The organism is Pleurocapsa minor HA4230-MV1, assembly GCA_019359095.1.
Lineage (GTDB): Bacteria > Cyanobacteriota > Cyanobacteriia > Cyanobacteriales > Xenococcaceae > Waterburya > Waterburya minor.
In genome coordinates, this window is sequence record JAHHHZ010000014.1 from 1 (window position 1) to 20,196 (window position 20,196).

18 protein-coding genes and 1 pseudogene are annotated in these 20,196 nt (G+C 39.4%); 10 read left to right on the plus strand and 9 right to left on the minus strand.

Annotation, left to right across the window (positions count from 1 at the left end):
* Positions 1 to 65: 65 nt before the first annotated feature.
* The 5 genes and pseudogenes from KME09_06935 (at position 66) to KME09_06955 (ending at position 7,317) form a co-directional block, all read left to right on the plus strand.
* Positions 66 to 341 (plus strand): annotated as a pseudogene (locus tag KME09_06935) (hypothetical protein).
* Between the two features lie 4 nt (positions 342 to 345).
* Positions 346 to 651 (plus strand): TMEM14 family protein, encoded by a 306-nt coding sequence (locus tag KME09_06940; GenBank protein ID MBW4533658.1) that lies wholly within the window; start codon positions 346 to 348, stop codon positions 649 to 651.
* 132 nt (positions 652 to 783) lie between these two features.
* Positions 784 to 1,575, plus strand: a complete 792-nt coding sequence (locus tag KME09_06945) for a hypothetical protein (protein ID MBW4533659.1) — start codon at positions 784 to 786, stop codon at positions 1,573 to 1,575.
* 171 nt (positions 1,576 to 1,746) lie between these two features.
* The gene (locus tag KME09_06950) at positions 1,747 to 2,994 is read left to right on the plus strand and encodes a caspase family protein (GenBank protein MBW4533660.1); all 1,248 of its coding nucleotides are present in this window, start codon (positions 1,747 to 1,749) and stop codon (positions 2,992 to 2,994) included.
* Positions 2,995 to 3,219: 225 nt separating this feature from the next.
* Positions 3,220 to 7,317: a TIR domain-containing protein gene (locus KME09_06955; GenBank protein MBW4533661.1), complete on the plus strand. Its 4,098-nt coding sequence runs from the start codon at positions 3,220 to 3,222 to the stop codon at positions 7,315 to 7,317.
* Between the two features lie 545 nt (positions 7,318 to 7,862).
* Here KME09_06955 and KME09_06960 read toward each other — a convergent pair.
* From KME09_06960 to KME09_06990, 7 genes are all read right to left on the minus strand, one after another.
* Entirely contained in the window at positions 7,863 to 9,299 is a 1,437-nt protein-coding gene (locus tag KME09_06960; GenBank protein MBW4533662.1) for a hypothetical protein, read from the minus strand.
* 69 nt (positions 9,300 to 9,368) lie between these two features.
* Positions 9,369 to 10,688 carry a replicative DNA helicase gene (gene dnaB, locus KME09_06965; protein ID MBW4533663.1) on the minus strand — a complete coding sequence of 440 codons (1,320 nt, stop codon included), beginning with the start codon at positions 10,686 to 10,688 and terminating at the stop codon, positions 9,369 to 9,371.
* Positions 10,681 to 11,655, minus strand: coding sequence for a hypothetical protein (locus KME09_06970; GenBank protein MBW4533664.1), 975 nt, complete (start codon positions 11,653 to 11,655; stop codon positions 10,681 to 10,683). Before KME09_06970 ends, dnaB begins: the two co-directional genes overlap by 8 nt.
* Positions 11,648 to 13,480 carry a hypothetical protein gene (locus KME09_06975; GenBank protein ID MBW4533665.1) on the minus strand — a complete coding sequence of 611 codons (1,833 nt, stop codon included), beginning with the start codon at positions 13,478 to 13,480 and terminating at the stop codon, positions 11,648 to 11,650. Before KME09_06975 ends, KME09_06970 begins: the two co-directional genes overlap by 8 nt.
* A complete protein-coding gene (locus KME09_06980) occupies positions 13,473 to 14,942 on the minus strand; it encodes a tyrosine-type recombinase/integrase (protein MBW4533666.1) in 1,470 nt (489 codons plus the stop codon). The genes KME09_06975 and KME09_06980 overlap by 8 nt, the downstream gene beginning before the upstream one ends.
* Position 14,943: 1 nt before the next feature.
* Complete coding sequence (locus KME09_06985) at positions 14,944 to 16,053, minus strand: site-specific integrase (protein MBW4533667.1); 1,110 nt, start codon at positions 16,051 to 16,053, stop codon at positions 14,944 to 14,946.
* Between the two features lie 362 nt (positions 16,054 to 16,415).
* Positions 16,416 to 16,685, minus strand: a complete 270-nt coding sequence (locus tag KME09_06990; GenBank protein ID MBW4533668.1) for a hypothetical protein — start codon at positions 16,683 to 16,685, stop codon at positions 16,416 to 16,418.
* Between the two features lie 123 nt (positions 16,686 to 16,808).
* On the opposite strand from KME09_06990, the gene KME09_06995 reads away from it, so the two are divergent.
* Positions 16,809 to 17,105: an HNH endonuclease gene (locus KME09_06995; GenBank protein MBW4533669.1), complete on the plus strand. Its 297-nt coding sequence runs from the start codon at positions 16,809 to 16,811 to the stop codon at positions 17,103 to 17,105.
* A 49-nt stretch (positions 17,106 to 17,154) separates the two neighbouring features.
* On the opposite strand, the gene KME09_07000 is transcribed toward KME09_06995, so the two are convergent.
* The gene (locus KME09_07000) at positions 17,155 to 17,430 is read right to left on the minus strand and encodes a hypothetical protein (GenBank protein ID MBW4533670.1); all 276 of its coding nucleotides are present in this window, start codon (positions 17,428 to 17,430) and stop codon (positions 17,155 to 17,157) included.
* Between the two features lie 191 nt (positions 17,431 to 17,621).
* Between KME09_07000 and KME09_07005 the strand changes: the two genes are divergently transcribed.
* The 3 genes from KME09_07005 to KME09_07015 all read left to right on the plus strand — a co-directional run bounded on the left by KME09_07005 (position 17,622) and on the right by KME09_07015 (position 18,804).
* Complete coding sequence (locus tag KME09_07005; GenBank protein MBW4533671.1) at positions 17,622 to 17,849, plus strand: hypothetical protein; 228 nt, start codon at positions 17,622 to 17,624, stop codon at positions 17,847 to 17,849.
* Between the two features lie 6 nt (positions 17,850 to 17,855).
* On the plus strand, positions 17,856 to 17,993 hold the full coding sequence (locus tag KME09_07010) for a hypothetical protein (GenBank protein ID MBW4533672.1): 138 nt from the start codon (positions 17,856 to 17,858) through the stop codon (positions 17,991 to 17,993).
* A gap of 259 nt (positions 17,994 to 18,252) precedes the next feature.
* A complete protein-coding gene (locus tag KME09_07015; GenBank protein MBW4533673.1) occupies positions 18,253 to 18,804 on the plus strand; it encodes a hypothetical protein in 552 nt (183 codons plus the stop codon).
* Positions 18,805 to 18,989: 185 nt separating this feature from the next.
* Here KME09_07015 and KME09_07020 read toward each other — a convergent pair whose 3' ends face one another.
* A complete protein-coding gene (locus KME09_07020; GenBank protein ID MBW4533674.1) occupies positions 18,990 to 19,895 on the minus strand; it encodes an AraC family transcriptional regulator in 906 nt (301 codons plus the stop codon).
* An 82-nt stretch (positions 19,896 to 19,977) separates the two neighbouring features.
* On the opposite strand from KME09_07020, the gene KME09_07025 reads away from it, so the two are divergent.
* A complete protein-coding gene (locus KME09_07025) occupies positions 19,978 to 20,196 on the plus strand; it encodes a hypothetical protein (GenBank protein MBW4533675.1) in 219 nt (72 codons plus the stop codon).

Genomic DNA, 20,196 nt, shown 5'->3' on the forward strand with positions numbered 1-20,196 from the left:
CTAATTATTGTAACAAGCTAAAATTATACTGCATAAAAAAAATGTGTCTTTGTTGTTGTTGTTTATTATTAATTTTTTGTATTAAATAAGTGGGAGAAACGATGCAAACTGCCAAAGCTAGATGGAATGGGACGCATGACTGTAAGGACTATGCGATGAACTATGTCGAGCTGCATCGTAAATATGACCTAGAAACTAAGATGTGTAGTGCTTTTTGGTACGATACCCCAGAGAACAGGACGGCACGATTGAAGCTAGAAAGTGCCTTGATTAATAGATGGCAATCGCCGTTTAATAAAGAGAATTGGAATAAATACGGGAAGCCGTTTGGCAATATTTAAAGCAATGTTTACACCAGAATTAATAGCTACAGTATTCTATGGACTTCTCAGTATAGGAGGAGGAGTTATGGGCTATACCAAGAGTCAGAGTAAAGTATCTCTAATTTCTGGTGGAGTTAGCGGTTTACTGCTGTTGATTTTAGCTGGCATCATGAATGCAGGTAATCAATGGGCTGTAATTGCTTCTGCTATCATCATCTCTCTTTTGATTGTGGTGTTCATCATCAGATGGTTTAAAACTAAAAAGTTCATGCCTCCAGTACCGATGATCTTTTTTGGTGTTGTCTCACTTATTCTTATCTTGAGTTGAGTAATGCGATCGCCTTCGCTTAATAGATGTCCAAATTTTAGTTATCTGTAGAAAAAATCAGACCATGTATAGATTATTACCTCATTAATTCAAATTTACTATATAGCTGTTTAGTATATTTGTTCTTAACAGATGTGGCAGCTAGAGTACGGAATCAACCCCGATGGCGAACTAATAACAATTGAAGAAGTTACTTCAGGTAAAACCAATCTCGTCTGTCCTTTCTGCGATCGCGCTCTTACAGCCAAAAAAGGCAAAATCAAACAGCATCACTTTGCCCACAGTGGCGAAACCTGTTTGAGAGTTAGAAAAGGCAAGCTGCCGTCTTTATCGTTATACGATAACTTTCAGATCCAGCTATCGAGCAAGCATTTTCAGCTACTCAAAGACCTGTGGCGGGAATACGGGCATACGGATTATCCCATCATTACCGTTCCTTTTGAACTGGAGATGAAAAAACTATTTGAATGGACACCACAAGGATATTACTTTACAGATTTAGGTAAGATTCCCGTCGGCGGGCTGTCTCTTACAAAGTTTAATCGAGTTCAAGAACCTTTAATACTGTCCGAACTCGATCGCTTGACTAATTCAGTTGAAATAGCTGAAGCGATTGGTGGAGAATTATTAGAAGAGAAACTAGCCGACTTAAAGATTTATCGATTGCAGTTACAGCGCATACTTAGATTTACTCTCTATTTTCTTCAGATTGATGTTGATGGTAAAACTTTGCATAAAATAGGCGTGACGAGTCGAACGATGAGCGATTGCGAAGCTAGCCGAAGGCATCGCTTAAGAGAAATAGAAAGAGACTTGAAACAACATCATTCAATCATTGAAATTAATGTGCTGGGTACATGGCAGCATAGAGGCAATGTAGAACTGTATTTCTTATATAGACTCTACGTTGTAGAAGACTTGTAAAATAATATTTTTTTTAGTTACATTACACAATGTAACCAAGATGGGTGTCCATTAGTTTTTGTTTTATATTTTCTTAGCTTTAGACTACTTTAAAGATAAAGAGTTTAATAGAGATCGATTAATTGTTATTGAAAATAACTTGCCAAAATCGGCTATGTAGGAGACTATCTCATGCCTGAAATGAACAATGCCCATGCGCTGGTAGTCGGTATCGCTAATTATCAAAACATTAGCAAACTACCGTTCACAGTTCTCAAGGATGCACAGGATATTTATGACCTGTTAATCGATCCGCATCATTGTGGATATTCAAAGGACAATGTGACTTTATTGAAGGATAAGGAAGCCACTAGAACAGCATTATGTGAGGCATTAACTCAGTTAGCGAAACAGAGTAACCAAGATTCAACAGTTTTTATTTATATCTCCAGTCACGGAGGACAGGTTGAATATGGTCCACACCAGGGAGAATATCTGTTGCCAGTCGATGCCGACTATGCATCTGGGGCATCTCTAGCACAAAGTGCTATTTCTGGAACTGAGTTCACGAAAGCTTTACGGGCAATTTCAGCTCGAAAAGTATTAGTAATTTTTGATTGCTGTCATTCTGGTGGTATTGGTCAACCGAAAGATTCTACTGCCCCCATACTGAAAACAGGATTATCTGAGAGTTATTATGACGCTTTAAAAGAAGGTATAGGAAGAGTAATTCTAGCTGCTTCCCGCAGTAGTGAATTTTCCTACGTGTTGTCTGGGGCAGAAAATAGTCTTTTTACCAAACATCTATTGGCGGGGATACGGGGTGGTATCCCTAGTGAAGATGGTCTGATTCGGATTTTTGACTTATTTGAATATATTCAACCCAAAGTTACTGGGGAGCAATCTCAACAGCATCCCCTATTTAAAGCTGAGATAGAAGAAAATTTTCCCATCGCTCTTTATCTAGGCGGTCAAAAAGGTATCGTTCCTCAAGTCGAACCAGGCTTTCGTTACGATGCCTATATTAGTTACGTCGAACGAGAACCAGATACGACCTGGGTTTGGGATACGCTACTGCCACGCTTAGAAGATGCGGGACTCAAAATAGCCGTTTCGGGTGATGTGGAAGAACCAGGTGTGGCGCGAGTCGTTAATATCGAGCGGGGAATTGAACAGGCAAAAAGAACCATTATTGTGTTATCGGAAAGCTATCTCAGCAATAATATGGCAGAGTTTGAGAATACGCTAGGGCAGACGATGGGGATTCAGGAGGGAACTTATCGCCTGTTGCCTGTCAAATCAAGGACTTTAGATAGTAATCGCTTGCCGACTCGACTGAGTATGTTGACAACCTTGGATTTGAGTCATCCTCGTCGTGCCGAAAAAGAGTTTCAACGTCTCGTCCAGGCGTTGAAGAATCCTTTACCTAAAATGGGATAGTAGGTTGTTGCTGGGATGAAACCGAACAATAGCAACTAATCAATCAATTTTGCCATTTCGTCAAAAAATATGAGTTTCTACATGAGTTTTATGAGATTGAGACCCCAAAAGTGCAATTAATATCAAACTTAAAACTTAGAAGACAGACTCAAATTTTGCATTCATAACTTAAAACTAATACTTGAGCGCAAATTTGTTGTTAGCTCTTAGTTTAAGAGAAAACAAATGAAAGAGAATAAGAATTACGAACTTTTTATTTCCTATGCTGAGGCTGACAAAGCTTGGGTAGAAGGCTACCTGTTGGACGCACTCGAAAAAGCAGAAGTACGCTGCACTTGCGAATCAGCTTTTATTTTAGGTGTGCCGCGCATTTTGGAATTTGAACGTGCCATTCGCCAAAGCCGATTTACTCTGTTGGTAATTTCTGAAGCTTACTTAGCAGATGACCTGACACGATTTACAGATATTTTGGCTCAGAGTTATGGGGAACAGGTAGGCACTTGGCCTGTCATTCCCTTGACTCTACAAGAAGGGTTTCAGCTACCCCCGCGCTTAAAAATGCTGGAAGGGTTAAAAGCCCACAGTTCTGAACAGTGGGAAGCTGCTATAGAACGCCTTTGTCATCAACTCAAACGCCCTCCCTCTCTTCCTTCTCAGAAACCTGCCTGTCCTTATCCAGGGATGAGCCCGTTTAGTGAAAATGATGAAGGACGTTTTTTTGGACGGGATGAGGAAATTGAGGAGTTGTTAGGAAGATTACGCTTACACCCCTTTCTCACAGTAGTAATTGGTCCTTCGGGGAGTGGCAAATCTTCTCTGGTCTTTGCAGGACTGATTCCTAAACTCAAGGTGTCAGGATTGTTTGGTACGGGTCAGTGGTGCATTCGTTCTCTACGTCCGGGGACAAGTCCTTTAGCTAATCTTCAAGCTGTTTTAGGAGGGGATGTCACCGGGTTAGAAGTAAGGATTCAACAATTACTGTCAACCCAGCCTGATGCTCGACGTTTGTTGTTAGTGGTAGATCAGTTTGAGGAATTGTTTACCCAAGCAGGGGCAGAAGCGATTCCCTTCCAGCAAGCACTCTTGAAGTTGATCGAGATCCCTAATGTTTACCTGATTCTGACCGTCCGCGCTGATTTTTATCCTGATTTAATGGGGTCTTCGCTCTGGAAGAAAATTCGTTCTCACCGATTTGAGGTGCTTCCTCTAGAAGAAGAAGGGTTGCGACAGGCAATTATCAGACCCGCAGAAGGAGTAGAGGTTTACATCGACTCAGCTTTAGTCGAGCGATTATTAGTTGATGCGAAAAGAGAGCCTGGTGTTTTACCGCTAATCCAAGAAACCTTAGTGCTGTTATGGGAAAAGCTCGAACGCCGCTTTTTACCCCTAAAAGCCTATGAATTTTTACTCTTACCTCGTTCAGCTTATGGTGCGACACCGACTCAACCTCGTACTGGTTTACAAGTAGCAATCGCTCGTCGGGCGGATGCTGCTTTAGCCGATTTAGAAACGGCAGCTAAACAAGCGATTGCTCGTCGCATTTTTTTGCGGTTGATTCAGTTTGGCGAAGGGCGGTCAGATACTCGTCGCCAGCAATCGGTTGACGATTTACGCATTGCTGATGATGATTCACCTCTGTTTGATCTGACATTGCGTCATCTGGTAGATTGTCGTCTGTTAACCCTTAGCGGAGAAGAAAATACTAGTAGAAAAGCAGACATTGCCCATGAAGCCTTGATTAGTGGCTGGCCAACCTTACAGCAGTGGATTACTGAGCGCAGAGAAGCAGAACAAACTCGTCGTCGCCTAGAAGCTAAGACTCAGGATTGGATTAAGCTTAATAAGAAAGGAGGATTGTTAGATACAGCAGAGCTAAAAGAGGTTAAACGAATCAATAGTTCTAATGCTACCGAATTTGGACTTAGTTCACATTTACATGAATTAATAAAAGCCAGTCAGCAAGCGGCTCAAGTAAGAAAAATAATTTTAGGGGTTTACATAGTACTTATAACTGGATTTGCAATCATTGCTGGGTTTCAGTGGAGAAATGCAGAAATTGGTCAAATTAAGGCTTTGAGTGAATCTTCAAAAGCAAAATTTACGTCGAATCGGTCTTCTTTTGACGCACTACTCGATGCGTTAAGGGCTGGTACACGTTTGAAGCACCCACTTTTACAAGTAGGATTGCCTTGGAGCAACGGAGAGACTCAACTTAAGGCTGATGTCATGACGGCTTTGACTGAGTCAGTATTCTGGGTCAAGGAAAAAAATCGCTTAGAGGGGCATGGTGGCGGGATTAATAGCCTCAGTTTTAGTCCTGATCGACAGACAATTGCCTCAGCCAGTGCGGACGGTACTATTAAGCTTTGGAAGCGTGATGGTGAATTAATTGACGCATTACTGGAAGGTCATAAAGATAAATTACAAGTACACAGTGTTAGCTTTAATAACGATGGGCAGATTTTTGCTTCGGGCGGCGATGACGGGATAGTAAGACTCTGGAAGAAAAAAGATGGTACTTGGAAGGAAGATAAAAACTGGCGAAAAACCTTGAGTGGTTCTAAAGAAACAGTTAACAAAGTGTTCGTCGTTAGCTTCAGTCGAGATGGTAAACTCCTTGCGGCGGCTGGTGAGGTTGGTACTGTGAGGATCTGGCAGTTAGATGGCAAATTGATAGCCAGCCTAACTGATCCTAACGAAACCGATCCTAGCGACCCCTACGAAGTTCGTAGCATCAGTTTTAACCCTATTAAGCCAATTATTGCCACAAGCTATGGCAACACGGTAAAACTGTGGCGGTGGAAAGATGGTAAAGGCGAAGTAATCCAAGTTTTAGATGAACATAAGCAAAATGTCACTAGCGTTGACTTCAGTTCTGATGGTCAAATTTTAGCTTCTGGTAGCCTCGACGGAACAATTAAACTTTGGCAATTGAATGGCAATCAAAAAACTCCGATAACAACGTTAATGGATGAGCATTGTGATGAACAGAATAAAAATGTGTGTGGGGTTAGAAGTGTTAGCTTTAGTAAAGATGGTAAAACCCTTGCCTCTGGCGGTCAGAACAACGCCGTAAAACTTTGGCAACAAGATGCCGATTGGAAGAAGAAAAAGCTACCAACGACATTAGCCGGGCATAGCAACTATGTTATCAGCGTTAGCTTTAGTAAAGATGGGCAAACTCTTGGCTCGGCTGGCAATGATAATACTATCAAGCTCTGGAAATTAAAAAACCAACGGCTGACTGTCTTAAATAACGATGCCCCAACCAATAGTGTCAGTTTTTGTCCTAATACTAATGCTCCGATACTTGCTGCTGCTAACAGCGATACTGTAAAGCTTTGGCGACTAGATAAGTCGCTGATGAATATGTCGCTGATGAATATTTTGTCTGTAGAAAAAAAGAAGGTGAATTCTCAAAGTACAATCCAAAAAGTCACATTTAGCCAAGAAAATTGTCGGTTACTTGCTTCCGCCAGTTCTAGTGAAGATCAAACAGGTGAGATTAATGTTTGGCAATTAAATGAGAATGGTATGCCTTTCACCTCCTCCCCAATTTTCGGAAAAGGAGAAAAAGATTTTACGGATGTCAGTTTTAGTCCAAATAACTCAATGATTGCGACCGCTGATCTTGATGAAATAAAACTCTGGCAACTAGATCTAGATCGACTAAAGGCTACTGTAATAACAGAACCAATGCTCAAGCGACACAAGGGAATTGCTTATGCCGTTAGCTTTAGTCCAGATGGGCAGATGCTTGCTAGTAGTGGCAGTGATGGCTTTGTGAACCTCTATAAAACAGATGGGACTCTGATTAAATTCTTTAAAAAACTTCAAGAAAATTCTTATCCCCTTCTTGATGTAAAATTTAGCCCTGATAATAAAATGATTGCTGCTGCTAGTACAGACGGTTCAGTGAAGCTTTGGAAGATTGATGAAACCTCAGTAAAACCAATAAAAAGCCGAAGTCAAAATAGCTCTCCAGTTACTAAGGTAAGCTTTAACCCCATGAAGCCATATCTTGCCTCTGGTAATGAGAGAGGTCAAATATTCCTCTGGAAGCTAGATGGAACACTCATTTCTGAACTTCCTGGACACAGTAAATATATAATGAGCTTGAGTTTCAGTCCCAATGGCAAAATTTTGGCATCTGGTAGTGACGACAACAGCACAATTCTGTGGAATCTAGACGATCCGAGTGACGATGAGCTGAGCTTAGATCACTGGCTGAGATTAGGCTGTAATTGGATGCATGATTATCTGAAAACTCATCCCCATACCGAAGATACAGGCGATCTCTGTCGATCAAAGGAAGTTATGTAACTTTGACGTATTTTCTATCCTGGAGTGATTTCTGTGAAGAAAACATCTACACAATAAAAAACAGCAATGATTAAGTACCTCAGCATGATTAATTTTCGGCATATAGTTAGAGAGTTAGCAGCCATCAAATCTCTTGTTGGCTATAGTTTATTCCTCTATGTTGCGTTAGGAGTTTTGGCTCCCCCTAAAGCTAATGCTGGAGCATCGTGTACACTAGCTTCTGGGAAAAGCGCTGCTATATTAAATAGCTCAGGACAAGTAATTGAGGTAGTTACTGGTCCCCAAGATTTTAGCCTCTATGATGATAGCGATAGCCCATCGCATCCAACAACGTACCGAATATATATCAACGAATGGATTACGGTGTATAGGAAAAATGATACGGATCAATATATTGATATAAATAGCTTAGGCAATTGTAAGGTGTGGTCACCCCCACCTGCACCGAACGACATCAGACGGAAGAATAGGAATTAAGCAACCCAGATTTGGTATTACCTATTAAGCTGTGCAGAATTTAAGTTGCATATTCTTAATAATTATTTTCACTTCAACCCTGGCAAACCCCATCCCTGAACCGTCTTAGTAATCGCATCTCTAGTCGCCTCAGCCCCAAAACCCCAAGCAAGCAGAGCAAAATAATCCTTCCAAGGATTTGCCCCAAAGGTTGGATTACCCACATAAAGTTGATTAAATCCTGCTCCTGTCAGAAACAGAAGCGCGATCGCATAGCTGACTTTTTTAAACCACCACAGTCGCCACCTTGCACCAGAAACCTGTCGCTCCCAACTTAAAGGACGAGCAGAAGGAGCGGGAGCTAGATGGGGTATGCTCAAGATACCCTTTGCCATGACCGATGTACCCGACTGTTGTGCTACTAATTGAGATATTTCCGCGATCGCCCCTTCCATCTCCTCTACCAGAGTCGCATCCTGCGCCAACTCAGACGGCTGAATTTGATTAATCTGTCTTTCCCAACCCCGAATTTTTGATTCCCAGTTCGATTTCTCTTCCGAGGGAAGTTGCCCCAACAAGTCTTTTAACTGCTTATCTAATGCTTGAAGTTGCAAGAATCGATTGATGTGTCCTGCTAATTCATCCAGGCGATCGCGCAATTTATGAGGCCCCTCCAAATTAGAGGCTTCTCGACTAGCATCTTCCGTGTCTCGGCGTACTATCTGCACGTAAGGAATATTAGGGTTTAAATCCTCTAGTTGCTGGTTTAGTTTCTCCCAGTAGGCAAATTGATTGAGCCAATCGGTACGTCCTTTAATCCACTTTGCCCAAATGTGTTCTGCTTTATCAATTCCAACACGCGCGGTTTCTAATTTATCTCCCTGAAGCCCCGCTTTGACATCATATAGGTGCGCTTCGATTGTGGTTACAAATGAAGGTGCTTTAATCAGTTCAATATCTTCCTGCATTTCTGTACGGATACGACCAACACGCACTAAAACTTCATCTCGTGGCTGACCCTGAGCGCGATAGGCGGAAACCGCAATTCCCAATCCAGTCCCAATTAGGAGAATAGCCAGTGGTAAGAACCAGTTATCTTTAACTTTCACAGTTACTGGAATTCCTACCGTCACTGGCAAATCTTCCCCTTCTGGCTGATAACTTAGGTTGAATTTTCCTTGAAATTCTCCACTGCTAGGAGCTTGTTGTAGATTAAATTCAATGGGAACAATTATTTCATTAGGCTGCTTTTGATTAGGTTGTGGTTGAATTGCCGTTATCGGGAAAACTGTCAGACCATCAGTTCGATAAAGCGATCGCGCACTGACATTGATTTGTAAATTTTGAATCGATTCATTAGGAGTTATGAAGATTTGACGGGTTTCGACTTGCGAGAAGCGCGATCCAGCGATAGTTAAATCTTCTGGCTCAATTGTCACCTTAGTCTGAGCATTGACAATAGCTGATGATAGTAGCCAAGAGATAGGAATAATAAATCCAATAAGACTTAATTTAATATTTTTCATTATTGTTTTCTTTAATATTTTCGCTTGAAATTCTGTTTATTTTGTCGATTAAACACCCATAAAATCTAATTATTTTTGAGACTCTAGATTACGAAAACTTCCTACAGTTGAATCAAACTTAACTTGGCACATCCCAGTAGCTCCATTACGATTCTTAGCTAGGTTGATTTCCATGACATTTGCTTCAGAAGAATTGGAATTATAATAAGCATCTCGGTAAAGTAACATCACTAAATCTGCATCTTGCTCCAAATCACCACTGTCTTTGATATCCGCTAATACTGGGCGTTTATCATTTCTCGTTTCAGTTCCTCGATTGATTTGTGCTAGAACAACAAACGGAATAGAGAATTCTTTGGCTATGTCTTTTAACTGACCGCTAATAGCACCGATGACTTGCGCTCGATTACTAGCTTCTCGGTTGCCCAGTTTTTGTACGTAATCCAATACGACTAACCCCAATTTACCGTCATATTTTGAGGCAACTCGCCTCAGTTCCGAACGAATTTTCGACGGAGTTAGAGAACTAGCTGGCGTGTCATTAATTTCTAAGGGCATTTCTTTGAGTTTAGTTATCCCCTCTACTAAAGTTTCATACTCAGATTCATAGATGATATTCTTGATTAATCTAGATGAGTCAATTTCCGTGTGCAGAGCCAGAAATCTTTTAGCTAAATGTTTTCCTGACATTTCCGCACTAAAAAAAACTACAGGTAATTGATAATTAGTGACTACATAATTAGCTAAGTAACAAGCCAACCAAGTTTTCCCCATTGAAGCTCTAGCTGCCACAATAATCAAGTCAGTTTTGTTTAACCCTCCAGTCAAACTATCTAAATCTGACAATCCAGTAGCATAGGAGGAAGATTGCTGATGGCTAATTTCTCCGAAAGCTTCTGCCAAGTAATCACGAACAGCTAAGGTTTGAAATTTACTGTTATTGTCTGCTGTCAATCCGTAAATTTTAGCTTCTGACTGGTCGTAGATATCCGACAAAGAAGAAGTTTCCTCATAACCCAATTCAGTTATTTCTCGTCCCTTGGCTATGAGTTGACGACGATAATACTTATCCATCACTATGGCTGCATATTGGTCGAGATTAACAGCAGAGACTGTTTGTTCTAGCAATTGAGTAATTTTTGCCTTCACCCCTGCTTTATTTAATTTCTTGTGTTTGAGCAGCCAGTCTTCAAGCTGTATCGAATCGGCTGGCAATCCTTGTTCGTATAATGCCAATACAGCTTCATATAAAATCTGATGTTGAGTTACATAAAAAGCTTCAGGAGTCAAAATATTAATAACTCGCTCAATTGCTTTTGGTTCGAGAATAATTCCAGCTATTATTGCTGATTCTGCTTCGGTATTATGAGGGAGAACTTTATCAATCATGATCTTGACTAAAAAGACTGCTTAATTGTTTCAGTTTGTCTAAGGAAACTAATTCTTTCTGAGGTTTATCGGCAGCAGTAACAACTTTTTGTTGAGGCTTACTAATAATTGGCTTACTCTCAGTATTTGGTTCGGCTTCATCACAAATCATTGATAATAAGCAAGCTTCTTGGCTTTTAACTTCATGATTGTCGCGATATTGTTTAAATGCTTCGATGGATAACTTGACTTGTTCGAGGTCGCGATTATCTATTTCTTCTCTCAATTTCTTGGTAACTTTAAGACCCATTTCTTTAAAAGAATTGATAATTTCTGGTTGGATATCTTTCGTAGCTTGTTTAGTATTAGAAGAAGTTTTCTTAGCTTTAATTCCTTTTTTAGAAGTAGCTTTTTCAGAAGTATCTACAGATGATTTAGTATCAGAAACAGCTTTCTTATCCTTAACTATTTCTGCTAATTTCATCTCTTCTAAATTCACTTTAGAAGCTTGAGATGAACGTATTGGTATGATTTTGCTCGATAAATCAGGACTGATTAACTCTCTTAACTGGGTTCTTAATCTTTCATTCTCATCTTTGATTTCATAGATTTCAGCTACATGACCTCGCAGAATCTCATTCTGATGTTTTAGTTGTCTAATTTCTTCTTCCAGTTTACGAATTCTGTCTTTAGCTACTTGATGTAAGGTTTTAAGACTGTGAGGCCGCTCTTTACCTTCTGGTTCTTCTAAAGAATTTAAAGTAGTTGATTTCTGATTCTGAAGTTCGTGAATGTAAGCTTTAATATCATCCCACTTGTAGAGATAGGATATCGAACAACCAGATACAGTAGCTATATTTTTAAAAGTCAGAGGTTTCTTTTGCTTTAAAAGCTCTTGAATCGCTTTTAATACCTGTTCTTTTTTCTGTTCCTTTCTCTTCGCTTGAGTGCGACGGAGAACATCAGCCTGTTTTTCTCGATTAACCATTAGCCAACCTCCTTAACTCAGGTAGCCATTTATCCATTGCTTCGATGGTTGCTTTGGCTTCTTCAGAGGCTAATTCTGCACCTGCTTTTTCGGCTTCAGTTAATCGCTGTTGTTCTCCTTGATACTGACGTTCGTAAAGAGGTAATTTACCCGTACTGGGACGAAAACTGGAACAGCCATAGCATTTAGGGAAAAGATTAACAGGACAGGGTGTTTTGGGGTCTAAAGCGCAGTGTCCGTAAACTACTAAACGGGGTGCGATCTCTAAATCAAGTTCGTGGGCTTTGGGATTTTTAAGAAGACTTTCTGGTAAAGATTGCCAGGGTAGGAATTTGTTATCGGGATTTAGTAGTAGCTCCTGAAATGGCAAATCTACCTTTGCTATTTGTTCTCTAGTAGGTGGTGCGTAATGTTGAAAAGTAGTGTTAGAACTTTTGTGACCTGCATATAGTTGTGCAGCTTCTATTCCGTATTTAGCTCGAACTTCTTGTAAACGACTGGAGCGAGTGATTTTACCTGTAAAATAGGGTTTTTGTCCATTAGCGTCTAAAATATTCTCTTTTTCTATTATCATCCGAATGATACTAACCATTGGGTTTCTGCCTCTATTATTTAGTGGAGGTTTTGGCAAAGGTTTTATGTTGCTAAAAACTGGATATGATGCTTCTTTGATGGAACGAAAATGACAGAACAAATATGAATAGTCTTCACCTAAAACTTCTCTAATCCACTGCTGTTGTTTTTCTATTACCTTCCTGATTTTTCGACTAGCGGGTATCCTGAGCCATCGCTTAACTTTCCTCCCTTGAAGGAATTTAATGTACCATTTTCCATTTTCCTCAATCAAACAGTCAAAACTTAGTTCGCACACATCTCCTGGTCTAGCAGCAATGTAAGCTTGAACGTGGTAATGACGTGCAATTGGGTCTGGTATCTTACTAAGATGCTGCTCGATACCTTGACGAACTATTTCATCTAGCCAGTCAGGAGCGTTTTTACTTATTTTTGAGGAGTCGCGACTGCGAATTAGATAAGCTGTTTCTAAATTTAACCACTCAAAGAAATCTCTGAGATTAGATAGCTTTTGATTGATAGTTTCATTATCATTATTTGTACAGCTACTTAAAAATAGGGTTATTGCATTCCTATCTATTTGGTTTTTATTCTTAAGCCCTATATTAGTAATTATTTCACCGAACTGCCTGTATGTTCCTGTTTTGCCATATACAGAGCCATTATCAAGCACCTTTAACTTAAGTAAATAGTGTAAGTATTTCTTGACTTCTTCTCGATACCAAAGAGGGTTAATAGTCTGAAAGTTGAGTGTCTTTCTAAAGGGCTTCTCAGAGAAATGTCTTAAGTCCCAAATATCATCATCAAAGCAAAAAGCAGATAGCTTTTCTTCTGTTTTTTTACTTATCCAGCTATTACAATAAGTTGATTTTGGATTAAAAGTAATACCGCAGAAATAGCATTTACAATCGTATCTAGATTCTTTGTATCTGTATACCCATCCTTTTTGTCCGTTGTGTCCTATACCATTACAAAGAGGGTTGGGACACTCTATTTCGGGGCGATAATTGTATATATAAACCGAGACACGATTGGTAAGACAAATATCTTTTTTGCAATATTTACAGTGTAAAGCTAGCTTACAAGTTACATTTTTCTTTTTTTTAAATCCATCGAGCTTATTTTCTTCATTTTTATTCTTTTTACATTTAGGGCAGTTATATTCTCCAAAGTATTCCCGCTCCCAATTTACTTCAATCTTCCCCTGCAACGTATTATGAACAGAAATTCTCGGCTCTTTGCGCTTAGACATGATTATCTCCTTGCAATTGTTCTAGCTTTCTTAAGCCCTCTAATCGGTCTTTTAATAACTTCAGTAAGCGATTAATTTCTGTAACTCTTCGCTCTTGTCCTACAGTTTGCGCTTGTGTTAGGTCTTTTTGTAAGCTTTCGACATCAGCTTCTAGTTCTGGCTTGTTTTCTAAAGTAACTCGATGATGGTCACAACTCAGACAGGAATAGCGATACTGACAATCTCCTAACATTGTCGGGCGATGACATTCACCTAGCAATGTACTAACTTTGAGCAATTCTGCTAGTCTTTCGTATCTACGCTTTCTTGGTTTAAAGCTAGTAAGCCTTCCATACTTATCTACATAGCCTTTAGCATTAGCTTCTTTTTCTAACCTTTCTAAAGAACGTTTGCGATAGTGAGGCAGCATATCTAACGAACCATGTCCTAGTACCGCAGCAATATATTCATCTTCGGCTTCACAGTAAGCCATGACGCTAGCTTTAGTACGCCGAAACATATGGCTTGTTAGTTCAAATCGATTATTGTGTTTATCTTTTAAATCGGCTATTTCTCTAAAATCCTGAAGCCAACAATGTATTGAAGTATAAGTAAGTACACTTGGTAGATAAACTGGCTTTACATCAAATCTGTTCGTGCCAGTTTTATTAATTCCTTTAACACCATCATGTGAAGCAATAGAAATTTTGCCAAACAATTTGTCAAATTCAGAGTTAGAACCAAGTTCTTTATCTAAAAACTTTTGCTGTTCCCTAATCAATTCAGCTACAGCAGGATGAACTTGGTAGAATCGCCAGTGCTTACGCTTTTCTATCCATCGAAGTAAAAACCATTGTTCGCCTTCTGTTTTGAGGCACCGACGAGGCATTCTGAGCATTTCTCCAATACGACATCCCAGAACAAGCTGTAGCCTAAGTAATCGTTCTAATGGGGGAGGAAAAAGGTCGAATTTCTCATATATTTGATGCAATACTTCTTCTGGAATTGCCTTGATTGATGGTGTTTTTGTCTTATATTTACGAGGGGTGTAGGGTAACTTCAACCACTGTTCTTCTGCCCACAGCTTTGAGACATAAGTAATGGTTGATTGTCTTTCTTGTTGGGAGTCAATAGTAATAAATTTTTCTATTAGCGAACCGCTTATTAATTCTGGCTGAATGATGCCTTCTTCTAATAGAAAACTATCAAATTGTTTTAAATAATTTACTCTTCTCTTAACTGTATCTAAACCAATTTTTTCTCTAACAATAGACAAAACTGTCAGCTTAGTCAGTAACTTCAGCCAAGATAAGGAAAATTTTTGAAAGTAGATATTTCTAATCGTTTTTATCTTTGATTCTTCTTCGCTATAACCTAGTTCTTCTACTGACCAAACATCTTTATTTAGCAAAGGGTTATTAATCCACTCTTTACCCAACTCAGACTTGGCAATTCTTTCCTGTAAAGCCTTAATAGATAACATTCTATTCTTCTTCCTTTGCTAGATAGGCATCTAAACTCATTTCATCTAGTACATGAGAGTAGATATCTTTAGTTGTGGCAATGGATTTATGTCCTAATAGCTGCTGTATATATTGGTCTAGATAGCCAGCTTGCAGCATTCGAGTAGCAAAGGTATGGCGAAATAAATGAGGATGAGCTTCAATTCCCGTTCTCTCTTTAAGTTGGTAAAACAGATTATTCAACCGCGCACTGGTCATCGGTTTTCCCGTATATTTGCCATCGAGATTGACGAATAACATTCCATGTCCTTGTTGTTCGGCTTCTAATGGATATTCTTTTAAAAGATAAGCTTGAAATGTTTCTTGTATGGTTTCTCGATTGTGTAAAACGGGAATTTCTCGGTCATGACCTTTGGCTTTTGCACCATTAGGATTATTATTTCTGCGTACAATCCTGATTCGTCCTTTACTATCAAAGTCTCGAACGTCAACTAGATGTAAGCCTAATAGTTCACCACGTCTAATTCCTGTTTCTCTCAACAACATGACTATCAGCCTGTCTCGATAGGTGTAACAAGCATCGGCTAACTGAGCTACTTGTTTGTCGGTAAGACAACCAGGGAAGTTTTTTGGTTCTTTTACCTTAATTCGTTTTCTTTTATCTGGGGTACTCTTGACAATTCCCCTTAAAAATCCGCCACGTTTACCCCATCCATGAGCTAGTTTGCTAAATTGTTTTTCGTTAACCCTACCTTCTACAACGTGAAACTCATACATCTTTTGAATAGCTGTTACAGCCAAATTAACAGTGCGAGAGCTACGTTTAGATACAGCTTCTCTAACCTCTTCTGAAATGACTTCTATGTCTCCACCGAGAAGATACCAGTTAACAAAATCTGCTAATTCATTTAGACCGACTTCTTGCCAGTCAAGAGATTTGTACTCTAACCAGTGCCAGAAATCTACTAATCTACAGGCATAGGTATTGACTGTATTAGCTGCTAGTTGTCGCTTACGGCAATAGTTTAAGTACCGTTGGATGGGTTCTATGGGTAAGCAAGTTTCGGTGTCGAATACGCAGTAGAATCTCTCCTCTGTTTGAGGAGCGATTGCTTTTTCTATATTTATCACTGTTACTTTGTAGAAAACTTTGATAGATTTACTCTACCATAAAAAATATCCTGTTGTTGTTGTTTTTCTATATTAAGCAATATAATTATTTTGTTGTTATAATATTTCAAGCATCGCTATAAAAAGTTTAATTATCGTATTGAAAAGCTGACCGAATATTACAGGTTTAAGGATGTTGATGCAGTGTTAGAAGATTTATTTTCTATGGAGCAGAAGGTTTTGAATAGTCAAGAATTAAAGATTTGGCAGGATAAGACCAAACCTTTTGTTTGAATAATTTGAAGAACATCATAATCGAAGAGGAAAATATTAAATGGTTTCGCGAATTGGGTCGCTACATCTAATTAACATTTCGTTTCCGATTAATTCTCCTGTTGACATTTAAGATAGCCAGTAGTTGAGACATTTGGCTGTTTTTTTCCAACTGTTAAAGTTGGTGCGAAGCCTGGATAACATCTAACCAAGACGGTATCGCCAGAACGAGTAATGAATAAAATATTTTCGGTTTCGCCATTCACTTTTGTCTGAGTTAGTTGGGGTGGAGATGGTGCAGTAGAAAATGCTGGAACTATCCAAAGTAAAAGAAATAAGCTCGCAGCTATTAACCATCCCCGCTTTAACAAATTAAACATTTGGATACTCCTAGTTAATAATCTTTCTCAACCGAATCATCTTGATATTTTAGTTTGATTGAACAAATAAAGCGATCGCACTAGTTACGATACAATTATCTGAGCGCGATCGCCAGATATAAAATGCCTGTAAATCCAAGTCTTTACCCCGATAATTGGCAAGAATTAGCTCGGACAGTGAAAGAGAGTCAAAATTGGTGCTGTGAATGTTGTGGTAAGAGATGCTACAAGCCAGGAGAAAGACCAGATGACTTAACCCGTTCTGAGTGGACGGCTGATATTTTGCAGGTGCATCATAAAAATCATGACACGAGAGATAATCGACTATCCAATCTGTTGTCTGTCTGCGCTGCTTGCCATCTAAATTTACATCGGGGGCGGTATAGTAGCGTTAGTGAGGGTCAGTTGTCTTTGTGGTAAGTGCGATCGCGAAGCTAGTCCTTTAGGGGAGTGTAATCGTTACTTTATTTCATTTGCTGTCCCACCAATTAGTAAATTTGTCTTTGTTATCGATAACGCGGTAATCAATTCCAATAGCTTTGAAATGTCTCTCAGCACAACCAATTTTTAATGGTTCATGGACAAATCGAAGATTCTCGGTATCGGTTGTTCCTTTAGTTTCTCTAATCAGTTCTAAGGTTTGTTTACCGTTTTCATCTTGTCGGATAATGCCCCAGTCTGGATTGTAGTTACCAATAATTTTAGGAAAATTGACCTTTTCGTATGGCGATCTCCGACTAATCAAGTAATAGCAAAACAAAGAAACGGAAAAAATGAGGGGTTGAGGACATAACCCATAAGGGATTGGTCATGGCTCAAGTCTGAGCCAAGGTATAGCTCTAATCGAGAACAGCACAAACTGAGTACAGTTGAGCTTTTGGCTCTGTCGAGCCTTGTTTGGTGAAATTTTTGAAAATAAAACTAAGGAATAAACCTATGTATACTCCAGTACTTAAAACTCAAGCTCAAACTTTCGTTCCTGCTCAATTTGTTCAACTTCAAGTTAAACAAGTTAAAGAATTAACTAATGAACAATTGGTCTTCACCATTATTAATAGTGAGATTGCTCGGTTCAAGCGTGAAAAAGTTAATGTTGATGCCAAAACAGTTAGAGAAAGTTATCAAGCTTTCTATGCTGGTTGGACTCAGCCACAACTGATGTAGGCTGCGATGAATGTAGTCCAGATTTATGACCAAACAACCAAAAATTGGCGTTTAGTCACAAGTAAAGCTGAAATCAGACAAAAGCAAACCGAATTCTCAAAAAGATATCACTTCTTTAAAAATCGTGCTGCTAATGCTGCTTAGTTAACATAGAGAGTGTTTAGTTAGATACTCTCTATCTAAAAACATCTTCATAATGAGTATTGTTGTTTAACTGACAATATTGAAACTGAAGATTAAAATAACGCTAAGTTTGTTTATATACTAACTTTTAATTGACTGACCTCTGCCAAAGCTGGTGGGGGTCAGTTTTTTTAAACTTCTACCTATGACGATTAAAAATAGGCTTTATTGGAGCCCTGGCGGACTGGAGTTGGCGATTTATTATGTTGTTATTTTGAAAATGAGTTTAAAATTTATTGCCAATATTTGCGATCGAGGTCAAGCCTATCATAATTTTTATCAATACTGTATCAGTCAATTAGTACCTAAAATGAGTTTAGATGTCTCGCGATATGCCCGCGATCGCTACCATCTGTGGCTAATTAACGAACCGAGCTGGAGCAGACAACCAAGATTAACTCCTGCTTATAATGATGCTTATTTAAATAAAGTAATTCAGTGGCTATATCCTGATTGCAATACGGCTTTAATCAGTTTCCACGGACGCCATAATAATGTTTGCAGTAACGCTCAGATAGAGCATCATCGAGATACTAGTTTTGCCTTTAATACTGCGAGATTATTAAACTTAGGCGATGTGGCTAATTTCAGCTATAGTGATTGTCGAATCAACAATAGTTCTAATGCCTGTACCAATTATTTACTCCATCCTGGTGATTTAATTGAATTTCACTGTAAGCATCTCCATGCCTGCACCTATGCCGCCCCAGGACGAATCAGTCTTGTAATGTGGCGATTAAAGCCAGAATATCAAAAGCCTATGAGTAACTAGACTTCATCTTATCTGTATCCATACTCAGGATAATAGATAATACTAAATACGCACAGGATTTAGTATCAATAGTTCGGACAATTTTTTAAGTTCCTTTTTAGCATGGCGATCTGCTGCATTTACTTAAGTTTAATGACTTCCAAAGCTCAACTTCTTTCAGATTCTTATGGTGTTTTATCAGATTCTTACGATCGAGGTCTAATCTGCTTTGGTGTCATTCCGGTAAATCGCTTAAACTGTTGCGTCAGATGACTTTGACTGGAGAAGCCGACTTGTAAGGCAATGTCCGCGATCGCTAAGTCCGTTTTCGAGAGCATCAATTTTGCTTGTTCCACTCGCTGTCCAATTACATACTGATGTGGCGAAATTCCCATTGCTTGTTTAAACAAACTCGCGAAATAAGTTGGGCTGATATTGATAACGCTGGCAAGTTCAATTAGTGATAAATCGCGCTCGAGGTGAGCGTGAATATAATCGATCGCTTGTCGCAACTGAGTACGAGTTAAGCTTCTCTTAGAAGAGGTGATGATGTGTGCCGAATCAGCATAATGTCGCAGGAGATGAACGACTAACGCTTGAGTCAAGGATTCAACATACAATTGTCCCATTATGCCACCCGATCGCACCTCAGCTAAAAGCAGCATGGCAATATGCTGAAGATTTAAGTCTTGCTGAACGAAACGGTTGACCAACCTAAATCGTACTGTATCAATTTCAGATGAATCAGCAACTTGTGCCACCAGCTTTGGCTGTAAGTGAATATTGAGTTCTGTTTGGACAGTCTCACTGGCTGGACAACGCCAGTAGCTCTGCTGCTCTGCTGGAACTAGGAGACTATCGCCTTGTTGAAAAATTGATTCGTGCCAGCGATCGTCAGATTTTTGGTTCACATAACTAGGGTAACCCATCGGTAAGATCAGCCAATGATCGGATAAGGCAGGAAGTTCTTTTTCTTCTACTTTGTCAGGAATTGAAGAATAGTGATGCTGCTCAACCAAAATGCCATTCCAGCCCAACTGCTGGCTAGACAGCGCCGAGGTTCTATTGAGTCGTTGGCTCAGTTCACTGGGTTTAAGAAGGGTATTGGTCATTGGATTTATCTTCATCTAATTGTACAAGTTAGCCTGAACAATAAATACTTCTGATTTTTTCAGCCTGTGGCATGAGTCCATCATGACGATTAAAACATTGAACTATTGTCTTGCGCTCGATGCTTCTTCCATTGGAGAGATTTTGCCAACCCAGCAAGCGCTCGATAAATGTGCAGAACTAGCAGTCTTGGTCAATCGGCACACGGATGAATTGGCGATCGCTACACCAATCGAGTTTATCGCCGTGATGGGTCACGTCAGTGCTGCTGTTGCCTCAATCTCAACCAATACTTCTGGATAG

Bases quoted from the DNA above. Each gene is read 5' to 3' on its own strand.
- dnaB (MBW4533663.1), bottom strand. From the start codon at position 10,688: ATGATTGATAAAGTTCTCCCTCATAATACCGAAGCAGAATCAGCAATA.
- KME09_07020 (MBW4533674.1), bottom strand. From the start codon at position 19,895: ATGACCAATACCCTTCTTAAACCCAGTGAACTGAGCCAACGACTCAAT.
- KME09_06945 (MBW4533659.1), top strand. From the start codon at position 784: ATGTGGCAGCTAGAGTACGGAATCAACCCCGATGGCGAACTAATAACA.
- KME09_07015 (MBW4533673.1), top strand. From the start codon at position 18,253: ATGAGTTTAAAATTTATTGCCAATATTTGCGATCGAGGTCAAGCCTAT.
- KME09_06955 (MBW4533661.1), top strand. From the start codon at position 3,220: ATGAAAGAGAATAAGAATTACGAACTTTTTATTTCCTATGCTGAGGCT.
- KME09_06990 (MBW4533668.1), bottom strand. From the start codon at position 16,685: ATGTTTAATTTGTTAAAGCGGGGATGGTTAATAGCTGCGAGCTTATTT.
- KME09_06960 (MBW4533662.1), bottom strand. From the start codon at position 9,299: ATGAAAAATATTAAATTAAGTCTTATTGGATTTATTATTCCTATCTCT.
- KME09_07025 (MBW4533675.1), top strand. From the start codon at position 19,978: ATGACGATTAAAACATTGAACTATTGTCTTGCGCTCGATGCTTCTTCC.
- KME09_06970 (MBW4533664.1), bottom strand. From the start codon at position 11,655: ATGGTTAATCGAGAAAAACAGGCTGATGTTCTCCGTCGCACTCAAGCG.
- KME09_06940 (MBW4533658.1), top strand. From the start codon at position 346: ATGTTTACACCAGAATTAATAGCTACAGTATTCTATGGACTTCTCAGT.
- KME09_07010 (MBW4533672.1), top strand. From the start codon at position 17,856: ATGAATGTAGTCCAGATTTATGACCAAACAACCAAAAATTGGCGTTTA.
- KME09_06995 (MBW4533669.1), top strand. From the start codon at position 16,809: ATGCCTGTAAATCCAAGTCTTTACCCCGATAATTGGCAAGAATTAGCT.
- KME09_06975 (MBW4533665.1), bottom strand. From the start codon at position 13,480: ATGTCTAAGCGCAAAGAGCCGAGAATTTCTGTTCATAATACGTTGCAG.
- KME09_06980 (MBW4533666.1), bottom strand. From the start codon at position 14,942: ATGTTATCTATTAAGGCTTTACAGGAAAGAATTGCCAAGTCTGAGTTG.
- KME09_06950 (MBW4533660.1), top strand. From the start codon at position 1,747: ATGCCTGAAATGAACAATGCCCATGCGCTGGTAGTCGGTATCGCTAAT.
- KME09_07005 (MBW4533671.1), top strand. From the start codon at position 17,622: ATGTATACTCCAGTACTTAAAACTCAAGCTCAAACTTTCGTTCCTGCT.